Annotated in this window: 13 protein-coding genes; 6 read left to right on the forward strand and 7 right to left on the reverse strand. The window is 65.5% G+C overall.

Features of this window, described 5'->3' with window-relative positions; translation table 11 throughout:
* Positions 1-18: 18 nt before the first annotated feature.
* Positions 19-969, reverse strand: a complete 951-nt coding sequence (gene miaA / locus KFK14_RS08535) for a tRNA (adenosine(37)-N6)-dimethylallyltransferase MiaA (RefSeq protein ID WP_212610576.1) — start codon at positions 967-969, stop codon at positions 19-21.
* On the opposite strand from miaA, the gene serB reads away from it, so the two are divergent.
* Positions 968-1,849: a phosphoserine phosphatase SerB gene (serB, locus tag KFK14_RS08540; RefSeq protein ID WP_212610577.1), complete on the forward strand. Its 882-nt coding sequence runs from the start codon at positions 968-970 to the stop codon at positions 1,847-1,849. The genes miaA and serB overlap by 2 nt on opposite strands.
* A 41-nt stretch (positions 1,850-1,890) precedes the next feature.
* Here the strand turns inward: serB and KFK14_RS08545 are convergent, their stop codons facing one another.
* Positions 1,891-2,913 (reverse strand): SPOR domain-containing protein, encoded by a 1,023-nt coding sequence (locus tag KFK14_RS08545; protein WP_425516664.1) that lies wholly within the window; start codon positions 2,911-2,913, stop codon positions 1,891-1,893.
* Between the two features lie 198 nt (positions 2,914-3,111).
* Here KFK14_RS08545 and KFK14_RS08550 point away from each other — a divergent pair, with 198 nt between their 5' ends.
* Genes KFK14_RS08550 through KFK14_RS08560 form a run of 3 tightly spaced genes read left to right on the forward strand, consistent with a single transcriptional unit; the run spans position 3,112 to position 5,765 of the window.
* Positions 3,112-3,831: a ParA family protein gene (locus tag KFK14_RS08550; protein WP_070150879.1), complete on the forward strand. Its 720-nt coding sequence runs from the start codon at positions 3,112-3,114 to the stop codon at positions 3,829-3,831.
* 13 nt (positions 3,832-3,844) lie between these two features.
* A complete protein-coding gene (locus KFK14_RS08555; protein ID WP_070151370.1) occupies positions 3,845-4,378 on the forward strand; it encodes a hypothetical protein in 534 nt (177 codons plus the stop codon).
* A 16-nt stretch (positions 4,379-4,394) separates the two neighbouring features.
* Positions 4,395-5,765: an SPOR domain-containing protein gene (locus tag KFK14_RS08560; RefSeq protein WP_212610579.1), complete on the forward strand. Its 1,371-nt coding sequence runs from the start codon at positions 4,395-4,397 to the stop codon at positions 5,763-5,765.
* A gap of 40 nt (positions 5,766-5,805) precedes the next feature.
* On the opposite strand, the gene KFK14_RS08565 is transcribed toward KFK14_RS08560, so the two are convergent.
* The 5 genes from KFK14_RS08565 to KFK14_RS08585 all read right to left on the reverse strand — a co-directional run bounded on the left by KFK14_RS08565 (position 5,806) and on the right by KFK14_RS08585 (position 10,234).
* Entirely contained in the window at positions 5,806-7,029 is a 1,224-nt protein-coding gene (locus tag KFK14_RS08565; protein ID WP_212610580.1) for a dihydroorotase, read from the reverse strand.
* The gene (locus KFK14_RS08570) at positions 7,026-8,021 is read right to left on the reverse strand and encodes an aspartate carbamoyltransferase catalytic subunit (protein ID WP_212610581.1); all 996 of its coding nucleotides are present in this window, start codon (positions 8,019-8,021) and stop codon (positions 7,026-7,028) included. Before KFK14_RS08570 ends, KFK14_RS08565 begins: the two co-directional genes overlap by 4 nt.
* 69 nt (positions 8,022-8,090) lie before the next feature.
* Positions 8,091-8,534 carry a SpoIIAA family protein gene (locus KFK14_RS08575; RefSeq protein WP_212610582.1) on the reverse strand — a complete coding sequence of 148 codons (444 nt, stop codon included), beginning with the start codon at positions 8,532-8,534 and terminating at the stop codon, positions 8,091-8,093.
* A gap of 93 nt (positions 8,535-8,627) precedes the next feature.
* Positions 8,628-9,122: a Holliday junction resolvase RuvX gene (gene ruvX / locus KFK14_RS08580; RefSeq protein WP_212610583.1), complete on the reverse strand. Its 495-nt coding sequence runs from the start codon at positions 9,120-9,122 to the stop codon at positions 8,628-8,630.
* On the reverse strand, positions 9,119-10,234 hold the full coding sequence (locus tag KFK14_RS08585; RefSeq protein ID WP_212611098.1) for a DUF3089 domain-containing protein: 1,116 nt from the start codon (positions 10,232-10,234) through the stop codon (positions 9,119-9,121). Before KFK14_RS08585 ends, ruvX begins: the two co-directional genes overlap by 4 nt.
* A gap of 157 nt (positions 10,235-10,391) precedes the next feature.
* Here KFK14_RS08585 and gatC point away from each other — a divergent pair, with 157 nt between their 5' ends.
* Positions 10,392-10,679 carry an Asp-tRNA(Asn)/Glu-tRNA(Gln) amidotransferase subunit GatC gene (gatC, locus tag KFK14_RS08590; protein ID WP_070150892.1) on the forward strand — a complete coding sequence of 96 codons (288 nt, stop codon included), beginning with the start codon at positions 10,392-10,394 and terminating at the stop codon, positions 10,677-10,679.
* On the forward strand, positions 10,679-12,160 hold the full coding sequence (gatA, locus tag KFK14_RS08595) for an Asp-tRNA(Asn)/Glu-tRNA(Gln) amidotransferase subunit GatA (RefSeq protein WP_212610584.1): 1,482 nt from the start codon (positions 10,679-10,681) through the stop codon (positions 12,158-12,160). Before gatC ends, gatA begins: the two co-directional genes overlap by 1 nt.
* The last annotated feature ends 95 nt before the right edge of the window (positions 12,161-12,255 follow it).

The raw sequence follows: 12,255 nt of genomic DNA on the forward strand, positions 1-12,255 counted from the left end.
AAAATGGCATGTCAATATCTAAGATTGTAATTTTATTACCATATCAGCGATAAAATTGTTATCGATGATATTCCCCTCCCGCCGCCAATCCGCCGGAGGCTGGTTGGAAAACCAGGTATATTGGCGTTTTGCATATTGGCGGGTGGCGATCCTTCCCCTTTCCAGCATTGTTTCGCGGTCACTATCTCCAACGATCCAGTCGGTGACTTCTCGCACACCGATGGCGCGCATCACGGGCAGTTCGGGGGAAAGCCGCCGCGCCAGCAGCCGTTCGACCTCCGCCGCCGCGCCCCGATCCACCATCGTTTCGAACCGCTGGTCGCAGCGCGCGATCAGCCATTGGCGGGGCGGCAACAGGATCAGGGGACGCAAGGCGATATCTTCGCCGATCCCGCCCTCCTTTTGCGCCTGCCAGTGGGACAATGAGCGCCCGGTCGACAATATGACTTCCAGCGCCCGCGCGACGCGGGTCGTATCGGCGGGGGCCAGCCGGGCCGCTGCTTCGGCATCCCTCTCCCGCAGCGCCTCATGCGCCTGCTCGACCGGCATCGCCCGCACGCTGGCGCGGACGTCGGCGTCGATTTCCGGCACGGGGGCGATGCCGTCCAGCAGGGTGCGGATATAAAGGCCGGTGCCGCCGACCACGATGGGAAGGCGGCCCCCGGCATGCGCCGCCGCGATCGCCGCCCGCGCGTCACTGGCCCAGCGCGCGGCGGAACAGGCGTCCGCGCCGTCGATATGGCCGAACAGCATATGGGGGACGTCGCCCATTTCCTCCGCCGTCGGCCGGGCGGAAAGGATCGACAGATCGGCATAGACCTGGCTGGCGTCGGCGTTGATCACCACGCCGTTCGCCGCCCGCGCCAGGGCGATCGCGATGGCGCTCTTGCCGCTGGCGGTCGGCCCGGCAATAAGCGCGACCGGCGGCTTGCCGGATTCGCCGCTTTTTGGAGAATTTGGTTCAGTCATGTTCCTGGTAACTTTAGTGGCAAGCGACAGGTTGGGGCAGGGGGATATTTCCGCCGCCAGCGACCGCCTCTCTGATGCAGGCTGTGCGGCCGGCTACAGCAATTGGCTGGAGCCGGAAAAGGCGGCGGACATATTTTTTGCGAATGACCCGAAGGCCGCCCGCGCTGCGTTGACTGATCTGGGCGAGGGCATCGACATCCTTGTGCAGCCCGCCGCGACCCGTGAGAAGAAATTGCTCGTCGCCGACATGGATTCCACCATGATCACGGTCGAATGCATTGACGAACTGGCCGACTATGCCGGGATCAAGGCGCAGATCGCCGAAGTGACCGAGCAGGCGATGCAGGGCAAGCTGGACTTTGCCGAGGCGCTCCACGCCCGCGTGGCGTTGCTCAAGGGGCTTCCCGACGCCGTGATCGACCAGTGCCGGACGGAGCGTGTCCGCCTGATGCCGGGCGCAAAGGCGCTGGTGCGCACCATGCGTTCGCGTGGCGCGCGCACCGTCCTCGTTTCCGGCGGATTTACGCGCTTCACCGGCCCGGTGGCGGAGGAGATAGGTTTCGAGAAGGCTGTGGCGAATGTGCTGGAGTTGGCGGACGGCCATCTTTCGGGCACCGTCGCCCAGCCGATCGTCGATGCCGCCCGCAAACGGGAGGAACTGCGCGCCGCCATTGCCGAACATGGCATCGACCCGGCGCTGACGCTGGCGGTGGGCGACGGGGCGAACGACATTCCGATGATCGAGGCGGCGTCGCTGGGCGTCGCCTATCATGCGAAGGAAAAGGCGCGTGCGGCGGCCGATGCGGAAATCCGCTATGGCGACCTGTCAGCGCTTCTCTATGCGCAGGGCATTGCGCGCCGGGATTGGGTTGAAGCGTAAAACTCTCCCCGTTCGGTTTCATCCCGAACGGAGGTCGCGCATTACATCTTCTTGGGAATGCAGTCCGTGCCCGCAGCCTTGATCGCGCGGCACAGTTTTTCCGCATCCGCCGAACTGGCGAGCGGTCCCGCCTGCAGCCGGGTGACCGGTCCGCCCTTCACATAGAAGCTCTGATAGCCCGAAAGGCCGCCGACTTTCGCCGACAGGGATTTCCACAGGGCCTGCGCGCGGCCGTCCTCGCTGAACGCGCCCATCTGCACGCGCCAGGCGCCGCCCGGCTGTGGCGCGGGGACCCCAGCCTTGGGCGCGGGCTTGGCCGGGGCCGGCTTCGGCGCGGCCTTGGGTTCAGGCGAAGGCGCGGCAACTTTGGCCGGCGCCTCCGCCTGCGCCACTTCCACGGGCTTGGGCTTGGCGGTAGGCTTCACCACCGTCGCTTTCCCCGTCGCCTTTGTCGCCTTATTGTCGACCTCTGCGGCGGCCAAAGCAGCCGCCTTGTCCGATTTTTCCAGCTCCGCCGCCATCGCCAGACCCTTCTGGCGCTGCTCGACGGGGATATAGCTGTTCATCTGCGAAAGGCTGTTCGATGCAGGCTGTAAACCTGCCGCCGACGCGCGGGTCATCAACGCATAGGCGCGCACCCAGTCCTTGGACACGAACTCGCCATTGAACAGCGCCGTGCCCAGAATATATTGCGCCCGCGGTTCGCCGCGCGCGGCCGACTTCTGAATCCATGGCATTGCTTCGGCGCGCTTGCCCGCCTGGAACAGCGACCGGCCATAGGTATCCTCGGCCTTGGGCAGTCCCTGTTCCGCCGCCTTGCGGAACCATTCGACCGCTGTTGCCTCGTCCTTGTCGACGCCCTGACCGGCGCGATAGGCCTGGCCCATATTATATTGCGCATCGGGGTCGCCTGCCTCCGCCAGAGGCTGCCACTCCTTCACCGCCTTGGCGTAGTCGCCCTGGCCCCAGGCGTCATATCCCGCCTTCACGTCGGCCAGGCCCGGTGCCGCCAGGCCGAGCGCCGCGACAAGGGCTGCTCCGGTGACAAAAGCTTTCATGCGCATATGCTCCCAAACGAATCCCGCATTTACGCGCGATAAACGCAGGATGTGGTTAACAGCGCGTTAGCAATAACCGCACTTTATGCGCTTGCCGCCCGCGTCTCCACCATTTTGGCAGGAAAGGCATGCGCGAAGTTAACCAAATCTTAGGCGCGGCCGTGGCACCGTCCCCCGGAATTCGGATTTCTTGGGGGGTATGGCGTGCGGGTTTTGGCACTGGCATCGCAAAAGGGTGGCTCTGGAAAGACCACATTGTCGGGGCATCTGGCCGTGGAGGCGCAGCGCGCCGGGGCCGGTCCCGTGGTGCTGATCGATATCGATCCGCAGGGTTCCCTCGCCGACTGGTGGAATGAGCGTGAGGCGGAATATCCCGCTTTCGCCCAGACAACCGTTTCCCGTCTCGCCTCCGACCTGGAAACGCTGCGTCAGCAAGGCTTCAAGCTGGCGGTCATCGACACGCCGCCCGCGATCACCGTCGCGATCCAGAGCGTCATTTCCGTGGCCGAACTCATCATCGTGCCGACCCGGCCCAGCCCGCACGACCTGCGCGCCGTTGGCGCGACCGTCGATCTGTGCGAGCGTTCCGGCAAGCCGCTGATCTTCGTCGTCAACGGCGCCACGCCCAAGGCCAAGATCACCTCGGAGGCCGCCGTGGCGCTTTCGCAGCACGGCACGGTCGCCCCGATCACGCTCCATCACCGCACCGACTTCGCCGCCTCGATGATCGACGGCCGGACAGTGATGGAAGTCGATCCCAATGGCCGCTCCGCCAATGAGGTGGTGCAGTTGTGGAGCTATATCTCCGACCGGTTGGAGAAGAATTTCCGCCGCACGGTGTTCGCCGTGCCCAATAACGGCACCGGCTATTCCGGCGCGCCCCGTCCACTCGGCGGCTTCGGCCGCCGCGTCATAGGGCAATAAGGATATGGGCGTGATGAACGAGCCGAAGGCTTTCGCCTCCCTCACTTCCAGCCTGCTGGCCCGCAAGGGCGGCGCACGGCCCGCAATGCGGCGTCAGGTGGCGCTGGGCGACAGCGGCAATCATGACGATCTGGGCTGGAACGACATGGGGGACGGGCACAGCTATGAAAGCCCGTCGCTCGCCGCGACCGGCCTGACGCCGATGCCGCAGGTCGCCGCACCCGTATTCAAGACGGCGGAGGCCGATGCGCCCGCGCCGATCCCACCGGTTGTCGAACAGCGCCGTGAACTGGCCGAAAAGATCGCGACGCCCGCCGCAAAGCCGGTCCGGGCCGCAAAGGTTTCGCCCGCGAAGGCGCGCGCGGCCAAGGCCGCTTTCACGCTCCGGCTGGACCCCGAACGCCATCTGCGCCTGCGTCTTGCCTGCGCGGTGGGCAATCGCTCCGCGCAGCAGATCGTCACCGATGCTCTGGATGCGTTCCTGGACAGCCGGCCGGAAATCGATGCGCTTGCCGATCGCGTAACGCGCGGCGCGAAGAAGAATTGAACGAGGGACCACGCTCATGAACCGCAATGCCTTGCTGAAAGTCGGCGCGACGTCGCTGATCCTGGCCGTTTCCATGGTGGGCTGCACTGGCGCCGCCTATCGCACCTCTCCTTCGCTCGCCGGGGCGAAGGCGAAGCAGAAGGCCGATTTCGCGGCGCTGGCCGAAAGCGCGCTGGCGAAGAAGGAATATTCGATGGCGCTGACGCATGCGGAGGCGGCCGTTGAGGCTCAGCCCGATAGCGGCGCCTATCGCACGCTGCTCGGCCGCGCTTACCTCGCCAATGGCCGCTTCGCCTCGGCGCAGACGGCCTTCCGGGACGCCATGACGCTCGGCAATGTCGACTCGCGCACGGTGATCAGCCTGGCGCTCATCGATGTCGCGCAGGGCGATGCTGAGGGCGCGCGGAAATTGCTGATTGATCAGATGGATCGGGTGCCGGCTGCGGATTATGGCCTCGCCATGGCGATGGCCGGCGATCCTGAGGAGGGCGTCCGCGTCCTTGGCGAGGCGATCCACGATCCGTCCGCCGACGCCAAGACCCGGCAGAATCTGGCCTATGCCTATGCGCTGGCCGGACGCTGGCGCGAAGCGCGCCTGATCGCGGAGCAGGATGTCGATCCGCTCGTCGCCGCCAAGCGCGTCCTGGCCTGGGCCGAAATGGCGCAGCCTGGGCTGGAGGCCCAGCGGGTCGCAGCGCTGATGGGCGTCGTGCCGCAGGCCGATGCCGGAATGCCGGTGCGTCTTGCGCTCGCGCCAGTGGCTCCCGCCGCTCCGGTCATCCAGACGGCCGAAGCCGCGCCCGCGCCGCTCCCGGCCATGGTGCAGGATATTCCGGCTGTAGCAGCCGTGGAGGAAGCCGCGCCGGTAAAGGTGGCGAACGCCAAGCCTGCGATGATCCAGCAGATCCCCGTTGCGCCGTCTATGACCCCGTTCAGCCAGCCGATCGCCGCTCCGCGCCTGACGGTCGCCATTCCGCCGGCAGCGAAGCCCAGCTTCCGCAAGGCCGCCTATATCAAGCCGGTTACCGGCAATTCGGCCAGCCCCTGGGTGGTGCAGCTCGGCGCGTTCGACAGCGCTGCGGTGGCTGCCGACAAATGGCAGCATATGTCGAAATTCAATGCCGCCCTTGGCGCGTTCCCGGTGGTCAACAGCACCGCGACGGTCGATGGCCGCCTGTTCTACCGGCTTGCCGTGGGCGGCTTTGGCGATCGCGCCGCCGCAGATCGTCTCTGCCAGACCGTGCGCGCGCGCGGCGGCAATTGCTTCGTGCGGGCGGGTGAGGGCGTCGCGCCCAAGCCGGACCGCTGGGCCGCGGCCAAGGGCAAGCCCAAGCAGGTGGCTGCGCTCCCCGCAAACCTTCGCGGCAAGCAGTTCGCTTCGCGCTGAATTCTCTGTTCCGGAGAGGGAAACCGAAGGGCGGCCGTTCCTAAAGGAACTGGCCGCCCTTCATGATTTTGCGCACCCGTCCCTGGACGGGCAGGCGGTCGAACGGCGTATTACCCGCCGCCGCGGCCATCTTGCCTGAATCGACCTGCCACGGCGCATCGGGGTCGATGAAGATGATGTCGGCGGCCGATCCCGGCGTGAAGGCGCCCGCCGGTACGCCCAGAATCCGCGCGGGATTGGCGCAGAGCAGCGCCATCAGGCGGTTCATTGTCACATGCCCATCGCGCACCAGGTTGAGCGAGAGCGCCAGCAGCGTCTCCGCGCCCGCCATGCCGGGGCTGGCGTCGGCGAAGGGCAGGCGCTTGTCCTCCGGCCCGCGCGGATCGTGGCTGGACGTGATGACGTCGACCGTCCCGTCGGCCACCGCCTGCAGGCAGGCCTGCCGGTCATCCTCCGACCGCAGCGGCGGAGAGAGGCGGGCGAAGGTGCGGAAATCGGTGACGGCAAGGTCGGACAGGAACAGATAGGCCGGGCTGATGCCGCAGCTTACCTTCAATCCTTCCGCCTTGGCGGCGCGGATCAGGTCGAAACCGGCCTTCGTGCTCACCAGCCGGAAATGGATCGACGCGCCCGTATGCCGCACCAGCGCAAGGTCCCGCGCGATGGCCATGGCTTCGGCGCAGGCGGGCGCGGCGGCAAGGCCCAGCCGTGTCGCCGTCTCGCCAGTGGTCGCCACCGCCTTGCCTGCGATCCCGCCATCCTCGGCATGCGCGATGACCGTCAGGCCCAGCCCGGCCGCATAGGAAAGCACCCGCATCATCACGCCTGAATCGGCAATCCACTGACGCCCGGTGCCCACGGCCTTCGCGCCTGCGATCTGCATCATGCCGATCTCGGCCATTTCGCGCCCCTCCAGGCCGCGCGTCGCCGCTGCGATCGGATGCACCCAGAAATCCGGCTTGCCGCCGCGCGTCGCTTCCCGGATCAGGCCGGGGTCGTCGAGCGGTGCGGACTGGTCGGGCATCAGCGCCGCGCGCGTGATCCCGCCGAAATGGAAGGCAGGCTTGTCCGTCCTGAACACGCCCAGATCGATCAGGCCCGGCGCGACGACAAGACCCGCCGCGTCGATCCGGTCGGCGTCCGCCGGGACATCGGCCGGGCCCGACGCGACAATGCTGTCTCCCTCGATCAGGATGACGCCCTCTGCAACCGCTCCCCCGGCGGGATCGGCGAGGCGGCCATTGATGATGGCTAGGCGGTTCATGCCCATCCCTCCACCTTGCGCGCTGATCGGGTCAGCACGTCCAGGCACGCCATGCGCACGGCGACCCCCATCTCCACCTGTTCGGTGATGGCGGAGCGCTCAGGATGGTCGGCGATGCCGCTGGTGATCTCCACGCCCCGGTTCATCGGGCCGGGGTGCATGACCAGCGCATCCGGCTTCGCCCGCGCCAGCCGCTCCGGCGTCAGTCCGTAGAGCATATGATATTCGCGGGGCGAGGGGATGAATGCCCCGTCCATCCGCTCATTCTGCAGGCGCAGCATCATCACGACATCCGCGCCATCCAGTCCTGCGTTGAAATCCGTGAAAGGCGTGGCCCCCATCGCCTCGACGCATTCGGGCATCAAGGTCGGGGGAGCCACCGCCCGCACCTGCGCGCCGAGGGCGGCAAGGCAGAGCATGTTCGACCGCGCGACGCGGCTATGCAGCACATCGCCGCAGATCGCGACCACCAGCCCCTCGAAGCCGCCCTTGCGCCGCCGGATGGTCAGGGCGTCCAGCAGAGCTTGCGTCGGATGTTCATGCCACCCGTCGCCAGCGTTAAGCACCGGGCAGTCCACCTTGTCGGCAATCAGGCGCACCGCGCCCGAACTGCCATGCCGGATCACGATCACGTCGGCGCGCATCGCGTTCAGCGTGACCGCCGTGTCGATCAGCGTCTCGCCCTTCTTAACGCTGGATGTGGCGGCGTGCATGTTCACTACGTCCGCGCCCAGGCGCTTGCCCGCAATCTCGAAGGACAGCAGCGTGCGCGTGCTGTTCTCGAAAAAGGCGTTGATCTGCGTCAGCCCTGCCAGCCGGTCGTCATGCTTGCGCGAGGCCGCCCGGTTGACGGCTACCCAATGTTCGGCCTCATCCAGCAGGAAACGGATTTCCCACGGCTTCAGCACGGAAATGGAAAGAAGGTCGCGGTGCGGAAAATTATCCCGTCCGGTGAGACCGGTCAGGGAGTGCGCTGGGTGCGGTTCTGGCATGAGGGGACGCTTTAGGGCAGCGCCGCGCGAACCTCAAGCGGTGGATAGGCGGCAAATGCGCGTAGCGCCTCAACGATAGGCGTCGAGCCAGATTTTTGCCGTTTCGATCGACATGAAAAACTGCATGCGGTCGCGTCCGAGTTCCTGACGGAGATGCATTTTCATCAGGCTGGAATTCGTCACCACCGCCATTCTGTCATCACCCTTGAGCTGGAGCGTAGCGCCCAGCCTTATCTCCTCCACAATGTCAGGCGGCTGCTCACCCCGGTCGCGCACATCGCAAAGCAGCCGGGCGGCGCCGAATTGCCTGCGCTTCGATTGTAAAGCATGCTCCAACTGGCTGAAATGGGCGGCGATGACCGCGCTCGTCCAAACGCCGCGCCCGACGATCAGGATCAGATTGGAATGGACTTCGGTCAAAATGCTGATCTGGCCGTCCGGGGTCTTTTCCCGGAGGCTTTCCAACAGGTCCAGTTCTTCGTCCCGTTTGTCCTCGGCGATCCGGCTGAGCATATGATCCTCTACAATCTATGCCGGTCATCCTCTACGATCGCCGTTAATGGGTTATGGAAGGACCTTTCGAAAAGAGCGAATGATCGTAAGACTTTAGTCTAAAATTGGCGGATTTGCGTCCGTTTCGGCTGCACTCGCCAATGCATCGATAGCCCCTTGCAGGATATAGCTCGCCGCCAGCTTGTCGACCAGTTCGCCCCGCCGCGCCCGGCTGGCGTCGGCCTCTATCAGCGTGCGGGTGACGGCCTGCGTCGACCAGCGTTCGTCCCAGAGGAATATGGGCGCGCCCATGTCGGCGAGGTTGCGGGCAAAGGCGCGGGAGGACTGGCTGCGCGGCGACTCGCTGCCGTCCAAATTGAGCGGCAGGCCGATGACGATGCCCTTCACCTGCTGCTGGCCCATAAACTCGGCCAGCGCGGCCTTGTCCCTGGTGAATTTGCCCCGATTTATGGTGTGCGCGGGGCTGGCGATGCTCCATCCCGCGTCGCACAGCGCAAGACCGATGGTCTTGGTGCCCACGTCCAGCCCGATCAGCCGCCCTCCCTGGGGCAGCCAGTCGCGAAACGCCGTCCTGTCGGCCGTGATCATCGCGCCAGATATGTCGCAAGCCTTTCCCCGGCATCGCGGCGGATATCGGCCCAGAACAACTGATAGTCGTAGACGTGATAATTATTCCCCGGCAGGGCGAATGGCCCCATGGCCGGCGGATTGCCGATCAGCAGGAAACCGCGCGCATCGCATCGGGCGGGGACGGCGTGCGGCACGATCTTCGATCCGCCGGGCGGGTCGGTCAGCACCAGCGTCCCCATATTCCGGCTTTCCGCCGCCGCGCTGTCCGGCGCTCCGGTCAGCGGATTGATGCAGAGCATCCGGCTGTCCTTGCGCGGCGCGCCGGTCAGGCCCGTGCTTCGGTCATAGGTGTCGGTGACTGCGTGCATATCCGCCGGTTCGGCAAAGCTCTGCCAGCTCAATATGCACGCCGCCTCTCCGCGCTTTGAACAGGCCGGGAGACCAAGGGCAGGGAGGTCGGCTTCCACCGACACCGGCCAGCCCGCCAGATATACGGCGGCGATACGGTCCTGAACCGGTTTCCCGGCAATCCGCTCCTGCATCAGCCGCATCAGATGCAGCGAGCCCTGGCTGTGCCCGGCCAATATGACCGGACCCGCCGGATTGGCCTTCAGAAACGCCTCGAATGCCGCCGCGACATCGCGATAGGCGGCGGCAAGGGCGTTGTTGGCCTGCGGTCTTTCGGTCAGGAAAGCGCCAAAATGCGCCTGCCGGTATTTCGGCGCCCAGATGGTTCCCGCCGCGTTGAAGGCGCTGGCTTGGCCCCGCAGGAATTGCGCGGCCGTAGTCAGGGACTCGCGGTCGTTGAGCGGCATGTTCCATCGCGGCCGGAAGCTGGCGAGATAGGATGTGGGATGCACGAAAAAGACCGCCGCCTTCTTCTCCGCCGTTTCGGCCTTGTAACCGGGCGGCAGCCACAGGCCGGGATTGTCCCGGCTGATGTCCGGCCGGGCGAGCCACAAATCCCTTCGCGCATAGTCGTCCGCCGTCAGCGGCGCAGGCTCGATAAAGGGCGCGGACGGCACCATCGCCGCAGTCAGCAACTGCTGGCCCCAAAGCCGGTAGGCGATGGATGATGCGAGTGCCAGCACGATCAGCCCAGCGATGACATAGAGAAATTTCCTGGCCAGTGGACCACTCTCATATTGCAGTGCAGCATGGCTTGGCGATTGCGACAACCGCAATCGCCGCTCCTGCGGATGCGTTTTCTGCATCCGCGCCTAGCGTCTTGGCGCGTCCGGGGCAATCGCGCTTGATGCAACCCGTGCGCGATGCTAGCGGCGCGGCATGGCCATAGACCTGCAAACCGTCAAGAAGATCGCCAGCCTTGCCCGTATTTCCGTCACGGATGCGGAAGCCGATGCGCTGGTGCCGGAACTCAACAACATCATCGGCTGGGTGGAACAGCTTGGCGAGGTGGATGTGACCGGCGTGGAGCCGATGACCGCTGTCATCCCCAACACGCTGCGCCTGCGCGACGATGTCGTCACTGACGGCGATGTGCGCGACAAGGTGCTGGCGAATGCGCCGCAGGCCGAACATGGCTTCTTCGCGGTGCCGAAGGTGATCGAATAATGACGAACCTGACCGATCTTACCGTCGCGGAGATTCGCGACGGCTTCCGCGCAGGCGATTTCACTGCGCGCGAAGTGGCCGAAGGCTTCAACGCCAATGTCGCGGCGGCCAAGGCGCTGAACGCCTTCATCGTCGAAACGCCCGATCATGCGCTGGCCGCTGCCGACGCCGCCGACAAGGCGCGAGGCGAGGGCGCTCTGCTGCCCCTGTCCGGCGTCCCGATCGGCATGAAGGACCTGTTTTGCACGGCAGGCGTCCAGACCACCGCCGCCAGCCACATGTTGGAGGGGTTCAAGCCGACCTATGAATCGACCGTTTCCGGCAAGCTCTGGGCTGCAGGAGCGGGCATGCTGGGCAAGCTCAACCTTGACCAGTTCGCCATGGGATCGTCGAATGAGACGAGCTATTTCGGCAATGTGATCTCACCATGGAAGCGGGGCGGCGGAGACAATGCCGCGCTTGCGCCCGGCGGTTCCTCCGGCGGCAGCGCGTCGGCCATTTCCGCGCGGCTTTGCCCGGCGGCGACCGGCACAGACACGGGCGGTTCGATCCGTCAGCCAGCGGCTTTTGTGGGCATCAGCGGGATCAAGCCGACCTATGGCCGCTGCTCGCGCTGGGGCGTGGTGGCCTTCGCCTCCTCGCTTGATCAGGCAGGCCCGATGGCCCGCACGATCCGCGACAATGCCATCCTGCTGGAATCGATGGCCGGGTTCGACCCGAAGGATTCGACATCGCTCGATCTGCCCGTGCCCCAGTGGGAAGCGGGTTTGTCCAGCGATCTACGCGGCAAGAAGGTCGGCATTCCAAAGGAATATCGAGTCGACGGCATGCCCGCCGAGATCGAGGCGCTCTGGGAAAAGGGCATCGCCCTGCTGAAGGATGCAGGAGCGGAGGTTGTGGAGGTGTCGCTGCCCCACACCAAATATGCGCTGCCCACTTACTATATCATCGCGCCTGCGGAGGCTTCATCCAACCTCGCCCGTTATGATGGCGTGCGTTATGGCCTGCGCGACCTGCCCGATGGCGCAAACCTGCAGGACATGTACGCCGCGACCCGCGCCGCTGGCTTCGGGCCAGAAGTGAAGCGCCGCATCATGATCGGGACCTATGTGCTTTCCGCCGGTTTCTACGACGCCTATTACACGCAGGCGCAGAAGGTCCGCACACTGATTGCCCGTGATTTCGCGAAGGCTTTCGAAAGCTGCGATCTCCTCCTGACTCCGACCGCACCGTCCGCTGCTTTCGCGCTGGGTGAGAAGCAGGCCGATCCCTTGGCCATGTACCTCAACGACGTGTTCACCGTGCCCGCATCTCTGGCTGGCCTTCCCGCGATGTCGGTGCCTGGCGGCCTTGACGCGCAGGGTTTGCCGCTCGGTCTGCAGATCATCGGCAAGGCGCTGGACGAGCAGGGCGTTCTCAATGCGGGTCTGGCGATCGAGGAACGCGCCGGGTTCTCCGCGCGCCCCGACAAATGGTGGTGAACTGACGCAAGTGCGTCAGTCCGCGCCGACAGGGCTATTTTGACGGCGTTATCGTGATCAGGTTCCCGTGCGTTAAGGGAAGGCGGCTTTCATGC

Origin of the sequence: Sphingobium phenoxybenzoativorans, from assembly GCF_018286635.1 — a bacterium.
GTDB classification, from domain to species: domain Bacteria; phylum Pseudomonadota; class Alphaproteobacteria; order Sphingomonadales; family Sphingomonadaceae; genus Sphingobium; species Sphingobium phenoxybenzoativorans.

Coding starts and splice junctions, on each gene's coding strand:
- serB (WP_212610577.1), top strand. CDS start 968: ATGTTCCTGGTAACTTTAGTGGCAAGCGACAGGTTGGGGCAGGGGGAT.
- miaA (WP_212610576.1), bottom strand. CDS start 969: ATGACTGAACCAAATTCTCCAAAAAGCGGCGAATCCGGCAAGCCGCCG.
- KFK14_RS08545 (WP_425516664.1), bottom strand. CDS start 2,913: ATGCGCATGAAAGCTTTTGTCACCGGAGCAGCCCTTGTCGCGGCGCTC.
- KFK14_RS08555 (WP_070151370.1), top strand. CDS start 3,845: ATGAACGAGCCGAAGGCTTTCGCCTCCCTCACTTCCAGCCTGCTGGCC.
- KFK14_RS08560 (WP_212610579.1), top strand. CDS start 4,395: ATGAACCGCAATGCCTTGCTGAAAGTCGGCGCGACGTCGCTGATCCTG.
- KFK14_RS08565 (WP_212610580.1), bottom strand. CDS start 7,029: ATGAACCGCCTAGCCATCATCAATGGCCGCCTCGCCGATCCCGCCGGG.
- KFK14_RS08570 (WP_212610581.1), bottom strand. CDS start 8,021: ATGCCAGAACCGCACCCAGCGCACTCCCTGACCGGTCTCACCGGACGG.
- KFK14_RS08575 (WP_212610582.1), bottom strand. CDS start 8,534: ATGCTCAGCCGGATCGCCGAGGACAAACGGGACGAAGAACTGGACCTG.
- ruvX (WP_212610583.1), bottom strand. CDS start 9,122: ATGATCACGGCCGACAGGACGGCGTTTCGCGACTGGCTGCCCCAGGGA.
- gatC (WP_070150892.1), top strand. CDS start 10,392: ATGGCCATAGACCTGCAAACCGTCAAGAAGATCGCCAGCCTTGCCCGT.
- gatA (WP_212610584.1), top strand. CDS start 10,679: ATGACGAACCTGACCGATCTTACCGTCGCGGAGATTCGCGACGGCTTC.